General features: G+C 46.0%; 7 protein-coding genes. 6 read left to right on the forward strand and 1 reads right to left on the reverse strand.

The features are described 5' to 3' along the window. Nucleotides 1-271 precede the first annotated feature (271 nt). Nucleotides 272-1,432, forward strand: coding sequence for an MFS transporter (locus P364_RS0127150; RefSeq protein ID WP_052016803.1), 1,161 nt, complete (start codon nt 272-274; stop codon nt 1,430-1,432). A 136-nt stretch (nt 1,433-1,568) separates the two neighbouring features. On the opposite strand, the gene P364_RS0127155 is transcribed toward P364_RS0127150, so the two are convergent. Further along, nucleotides 1,569-2,009 (reverse strand): Lrp/AsnC family transcriptional regulator, encoded by a 441-nt coding sequence (locus tag P364_RS0127155; protein ID WP_024633178.1) that lies wholly within the window; start codon nt 2,007-2,009, stop codon nt 1,569-1,571. A 170-nt stretch (nt 2,010-2,179) separates the two neighbouring features. On the opposite strand from P364_RS0127155, the gene P364_RS0127160 reads away from it, so the two are divergent. The 5 genes from P364_RS0127160 to P364_RS0127180 all read left to right on the forward strand — a co-directional run bounded on the left by P364_RS0127160 (nt 2,180) and on the right by P364_RS0127180 (nt 6,349). After that, nucleotides 2,180-3,355 carry a serine hydrolase domain-containing protein gene (locus P364_RS0127160; RefSeq protein ID WP_024633179.1) on the forward strand — a complete coding sequence of 392 codons (1,176 nt, stop codon included), beginning with the start codon at nt 2,180-2,182 and terminating at the stop codon, nt 3,353-3,355. A 100-nt stretch (nt 3,356-3,455) separates the two neighbouring features. Next, entirely contained in the window at nt 3,456-3,632 is a 177-nt protein-coding gene (locus tag P364_RS37655; protein WP_161634220.1) for a hypothetical protein, read from the forward strand. Nucleotides 3,633-4,026: 394 nt separating this feature from the next. Next, nucleotides 4,027-4,845, forward strand: a complete 819-nt coding sequence (locus tag P364_RS0127170) for a purine-nucleoside phosphorylase (RefSeq protein WP_024633180.1) — start codon at nt 4,027-4,029, stop codon at nt 4,843-4,845. A 191-nt stretch (nt 4,846-5,036) separates the two neighbouring features. After that, nucleotides 5,037-5,366, forward strand: a complete 330-nt coding sequence (locus P364_RS0127175; RefSeq protein ID WP_024633181.1) for a GRAM domain-containing protein — start codon at nt 5,037-5,039, stop codon at nt 5,364-5,366. 59 nt (nt 5,367-5,425) lie between these two features. Continuing rightward, a complete protein-coding gene (locus tag P364_RS0127180; protein WP_024633182.1) occupies nt 5,426-6,349 on the forward strand; it encodes a DUF7638 domain-containing protein in 924 nt (307 codons plus the stop codon). The last annotated feature ends 160 nt before the right edge of the window (nt 6,350-6,509 follow it).

A 6,509-nucleotide genomic window follows, 5' to 3' on the forward strand; every position in this document is an offset into this window, starting at 1 on the left:
CGTTATCTCCTTGTGTAAATGACATGCCTTTTTTTTTATTTATGCTGCAAACTCCAGTTTTGCATCCCATGATGAATGTTTAATAGCGTTTACATTGAAATTCAAAGTGAAACGTCGAAATTAACTGAATTCTCCTCTTAAAATGATCGATCTGCCGTTGATTAAGTATGCCAAATGTGGACTCGATTTTATAAGCTTATTCTGTAGACCGCAGGCTTTTGGACTATACCAAAATAAAGGATAAAGGAGAGTTTTTGTGAACCCGAACACAATGGCGAAAGAACGCCTGCCCTGGTCGGCACTGCTCGCTTTGGCCATGGCTGGATTTATATGCATTCTTACAGAAAGCTTGCCAGCGGGGCTGCTGCCGCAAATAGCACAAGATCTGGAGATCAGGGAAGGTTTGGCTGGCCAGCTCGTCACATTATATGCGGTGGGATCTCTTCTGGCAGCGATTCCCTTGACGACAGCTACACGTGGATGGAGACGCAGGCCACTGTTGCTTTTATGTATTCTTGGTTTTCTGATTTTCAACACGATTACGGCTGTATCTTCGGTATATGGTTTGACCCTTGCTGCCCGTTTTATGGCGGGTGTATCTGCTGGTGTATTGTGGGGAATGACAGCGGGTTACGCACGCCGGATGGTTTCAGGCTCGTTAAAGGGAAAAGCGATGGCTGTTGCTATGGTAGGCACACCGCTCGCGCTTGCATTAGGCGTTCCATTGGGAACCTTTTTGGGCAATTACGCAGGATGGCGCCTTATTTTCGGAACTGTCTCATTATTAACGGTAGTGCTTGTATTGTGGGTGCTCTGGAAAGTACCTGACTATGAAGGGGAGCCTGCCCGTCATCAGCTTGCGCTTCATCGGATTTTTGTTATACCGGGAGTCCGTCCCATATTGTTTGTCGTTCTGACCTGGGTACTGGCCCATAACATTCTGTATACGTATATTTCACCTTATCTGGGCGAGACGATGCTGTCGAAACGGGTGGATCTCGTTCTGATGATCTTTGGAGTGACTTCGATGATCGGTATATGGTTTACTGGACTGTGGATTGACCGTTATATGAGGGTATTGGTCCTGATCAGTCTAGTCATATTTGCACTGGCATCTCTGGCCATGGGGATATTCATTCATCAACCATTCATCATCATCCTTGGAGTGATCGCCTGGGGACTTACATTTGGAGGGGCGGCTACGTTGCTGCAGACTGCCATGGCGCAGGCCGGGGGCAATAGTGCCGATCTCGCTCAATCCATGCTGGTGACAGCGTGGAATTTGGGAATTGGGGGAGGCGGGATCGTCGGAGCTGTCCTTTTGGATCAGATGGGAGCTCGTTTTCTGCCGATTTCCTTAATCCTCTTGCTGGTTCTGGCTCTGATCGTGGCTTGGTCCGCCAGAAAGCATGGTTTTCCTAAGTCTGATTAAGACCAGCTGTTACATGGTGAGCGCCAATAAGGAGATTATGAAAGAGGCTGTGCCATGAAGAAATAATTCTTCGTAAGGCACAGCCTTTTTTATTAGCTTGGAGGATCAGCTGCTCGTTCGTCTACAGTACACCCGTTTACAGCATATTCGTTCCCTCGATCCAATTCTTATGTGCAATAGGTGAGGACATCGCGATGAGGGTGGTGTAGGTACCGTATTGATCGCATCGGTCTCCAAATGCTTCAAGACCAGCAATCGAATCCGTCATAATTTTCAACAGGTAATTATGCTCTCCGCTCACGCGGTGGCATTCGACCACTTCGGGTGACGAGCGGCAAAAATCAAGAAAGGCATGACATTCCCTTGTCCGAAACAGAAGATAGGACGTACTCGACCTCCCCACATTTTGTGGAGAAATGACTGTACGGTACGCCTCAATCACTCCGCTTTCTTCCATTCGTTTCACGCGTTCCGTTACGGCCGGTTGAGACAACCCTACCAGTTTGCCCAATTCGGTCATGGATAGCCTTGCTTGGTTTTGCAAATGGAAGAGGATATTGGTATCGATTTGGTCCATGAGACGACCTCCTTTTAAATTATAGGATATGGTGTGTAAATACCTTTATATTCATTGGAAATTGATCCGCATAACTTAATCGCCTTATGTAACAACGATGAAATCACTTATATAATAAACACACTTACTATAAATAATCAAGCGGGTAGCGCCTGGAGAGGAAGAGAAGTATGTCAGACAAAGATATGAAGTTTAATCCTGCATTTGTAGAAGAAGTGATTAACCGGACGTTGGCAGAAAAAAGAATTGTGGGTTCCGTTGTTCAGATTGTCTGGAAAGGGGAGTTAGTTTATAACAGCGCTGCGGGCCTTGCTGACCGGGAGAAAAACAAATCCATGGAGCAAAATGCACTATTCAGATATGCATCCGTAACTAAACCGATTGTATCCACAGCTGCCATGGTGCTGATATCCCAAGGTAAATTAAAGCTTGATGATCTGGTCGCCAAATGGCTGCCAGAATTTCGCCCCAAACAGCCAAATGGGGCAGTTGCCTCCATGACGGTTCATCATCTGATGACACATACGGCGGGGTTAACGTATCGTTTCTTTCAGGAGAACGGGGGAACGTACGAACTTGCCGGAGTATCAGATGGGATGGATATCGCTGGGATTACGCTGGAACAAAATGTGTTGAGGATTGCCTCTGCTCCGCTGCTGTATGAGCCCGGGACCCTGTGGAGATATTCGATTGCAACGGATATACTCGGAGCAGTCATTGAGAAGGTGACCGGGATGTCACTCCGAGAGGCGGTACAACTGCTCGTGACTCATCCATTGGGCATGAAGGACACGGATTTTGTTGCTGTAGATTCGAAAAGAATGACAGCTGCCTATGAGGACAATTCCGACAGTTCTGGGCAACCACGTCGCTTGCGTGATGAGGACCATGTTTCTTTTATTGAAGGAACGGCGGGCTTCCGTCTTGCTCCAGAAAGATACCTTGATTCATCGGCCTATCCCTCGGGTGGTGCGGGGATGATAGGAAGTGCAGGAGACTTTCTTGTATTGCTTGAAACACTGCGTCAAGGTGGAGGTTCGCTTCTTCCCAAAGCGCTGGTCACCGATATGACGACCAATCAGATTGGCGATCTTACGATGCCTTATTGGCCGGGCAGAGGATTTGGCCTGGGGTTCACGTTGCTGAAAGATCCGGTCGCCGCCAACACCTCAGAGTCCCCCGGAACATGGCGCATGGGCGGAACCTATGGGCACTCGTGGTTTGTTGATCCTGCAAAAGAACTGAGCGTTGTCGCGTTCACAAATACGGCTCTGGAGGGCATGTCAGGCAGGTTCACAACTGAACTATGCGAGGCTGTTTATGAGGGGATCGGGGGGAAGCAGTAAGTTGAACTCTGGATTAATATGGAAAAATATGATAAGGTAGAGCAGTAGGTTCAGCAGGTTACAGTGAGTCCTGAATTTGATTCCGAAATGAGATGAGAAAATGGATCGCGTCCGCAATTACCTGTTTGTTTTTGCAGGCAACTTTGCAGCTGCCTATATGATCTTTCCTGAAAGAACCATTGGAAAATCCATGATATTTGCTGCACTGATGCTGTTGCTGAGCATGGGGATGGATTTCATGAAAAGCAAAAATCAGCATTCGCATGAGCAGCAGTGAGCCAGCTTGCCATTACATTTTGGTGCGAAATACCTTGTCTATTTTAATGAATGTAACCGATCCTCGACAGAGGATCGGTTTTTTGTGTACAGTTCGTCGATGAACAACTTATCCCTTATCCTTCAACCGGATTCGTTCATGAGTCCGAGTATGCTATCGGTCAGGTGACTGTATGGGCATCAAAACAAATGGAATATGACGAGTCTGATTTTGATGAGATTTTGAGAGAATATTTCGAGGTGTTACAGTCCGGACTCAAAGCTTAATCCGCTTATGGTGGAAAGCCAGAGTCCTCCTTTATCCGGCTCCCGTTTACATCATGTCTATTGTTCATTACACTTGGTTTATAGCAACTACTTAAATCCAAACTCGGATTATCAGGGGGAATATATTCATGCATCAATCCGCACATATTCAGGAAGCCAGAGATTACATATTAAACCGGATTAACGCCAAGCCTGTCGTGGGCATGATTCTGGGTTCGGGGCTGGGAGCGCTCGCGGACGAGATCGAGAATGCTACCGTCATTCCATATACGGACATTCCGTATTTCGCTCAATCCGAGGCTATTGGTCATGCCAACGAATTGGTCATCGGAGAACTGATGGGCAAGACCGTCGTTGCCATGAAAGGGCGCCTTCATTATTATGAAGGGTTTACGCTGGGTGAAGTAACGTTCCCGGTTCGGATTATGAAAGCACTGGGTGTCGAGCAGCTGATCATCACCAACGCTTGTGGAGCGATCAATACCAGCTTCGAACCGGGACAGCTCATGTTGATTACGGATCATATCAATCTGGTAGGCAATAATCCGCTGATGGGGCCGAATAACGCTGAGCTGGGTGTGCGCTTCCCGGATGTATCACAAGTGTATAACCGTGAGTTGCGCAGCATTGCCTTGAAGGTTGCAGAAGAGCAGAATGTAAGTTTGCAGCAAGGTGTGTATGCGTGGTGGAGCGGTCCCGCGTATGAGACACCAGCCGAGATTCGCATGATTCGGACGATGGGCGCGGATGCTGTGGGCATGTCGACGGTACCTGAAGCGATTGTAGCCATTCATGGCGGCATGAAGGTACTGGGCATTTCCTGTCTGACCAATATGGCCTGCGGCATTCTGGACCAGCCTTTAAGTCATGATGAAGTGATTGAAGTTGCGGCAAAAGTGAAAACAACCTTCATCGGACTGGTCAAAGGTATTTTGAAAGAGATGTAATATGTAATCGAGAGGGTGCTTTCAAAGCAGTCGTGTATGAGGCATTGTCCATAACGGAGTATTTCCGTTGGGCAGTGCTTTTTTTACAAATGAACATGTGCAAAATATTCCTATATCGGTCAAAACGACCTATAATAATAGAGATTCAAGCAAAAGGATCGGCTATAGGCTGAAGAAGGAGACTGATAGAAATGGAAGAATTGGGCCCTAATGAACACGTTATTTTTGAAAGGATTCATGCAAACTGGTTAAGAGGTTTTGAAGGAGTAGGAGGAAAGCTTTTTCTAACTAATGAACGATTAGTTTTTATTCCTCATGCCCTGAATTTTCAGACGGAATGGGTTCAAATCGAGATCTGGGCTATGACTAAGATTGAGAAAAGTGCGACATGGGGACTAATCCCGAATGGAATTACTATTACATTAGACAGTGGACATGTCTTCAAGTTTGTTGTATGGAATCGTTCTAAGATTATCAAGGAGATTGTACAAGCCAAGAGAATTAATAACGAAATAATGTAAGAGTTTGAGATGAAGTACATAAACCAAAAAATATGGGGTAATAAAGTGAGGTGCCACGGATGCAAAAAATTAGAAGAACAAAACAGATTGAGGGCGCAACGACCCCTGGAATCATACATAATGGCGGCCAGCATTTTCTCATTTCGGTGCAGATCTATGAAGACGGGATGATTAATTGCTGGGAACTGGTTGATTTGAAGGGATTGAAGCGGAAGATTGACGATTACTGGTTAGGCTCACATATACCGAATGGAGAGTTTCTTTCCATCCATGGGTTGGGTGCCTACCTAGTCGAACAGGCGAACTGGGCGTATAACGAAAATGACTACTACGAACATATACAGTGTAAGATCAGAATGCTCAATCCGGAATTCCAAAATATAGCTGAAATCACACCACGTCAGCAGCAACTGATGGAGACAAGAAGAATTTCACATTCGCCTAAAGCGATTGATTTTGCAGTTGTGAGCGAATTGTACTATGAAACGATACAAGGGGATGGATTCTCCATTTTCATGAGGTACGAAGGTCAGCACTACCTGGTCCACCTGGTTGTGTATGAGGATGGTCAGGTGGCCATCTATAACTTGCCCAATCCCGTGAAGGCTTCAATTGATGACCTGGCGGTCTGGTTCAGGGACGGGACCTTTTTTACAACCATTGAACGCCCGATAGTTATCAATATTTTGGATTTGGGAGAGGTTACATTCTCGGAGGAAAGCTACGCGGAAAATGTGGATGACAAGTATATAGAGTTGCTGGATATGTACAAGAAACTGAGTGGAGCACAAACAACGTTGGAAGAGTGCCGCCACGCCTACCATATGTATTTGGAAGACCCTAGTGAGTTTAACCGGGCTCAGCTGAAGGAGAAATATGAACAGGTGCCTGAACATCAACGGATGTATCTGGGCGATATGGATACCAAAGACATGGATTATCAGCGAATTATCTATACTCCTGAGGATAAACGCGAAGTGTAATTTTCTTTATCATTAGACTATATAAATTGAACTAAACATATACACGATAACGGAGAGGACAGAAATAACCTGAAGAAGCGGAGCGTTCGCCTTTATCACCGGATTTTCCCCTTTATATAAGGGATTTCAAAAAAATCTGGGGATAACAGCGATCGGAAGG

Source organism: Paenibacillus sp. MAEPY2 (assembly GCF_000499205.1).
GTDB lineage: Bacteria > Bacillota > Bacilli > Paenibacillales > Paenibacillaceae > Paenibacillus > Paenibacillus vandeheii.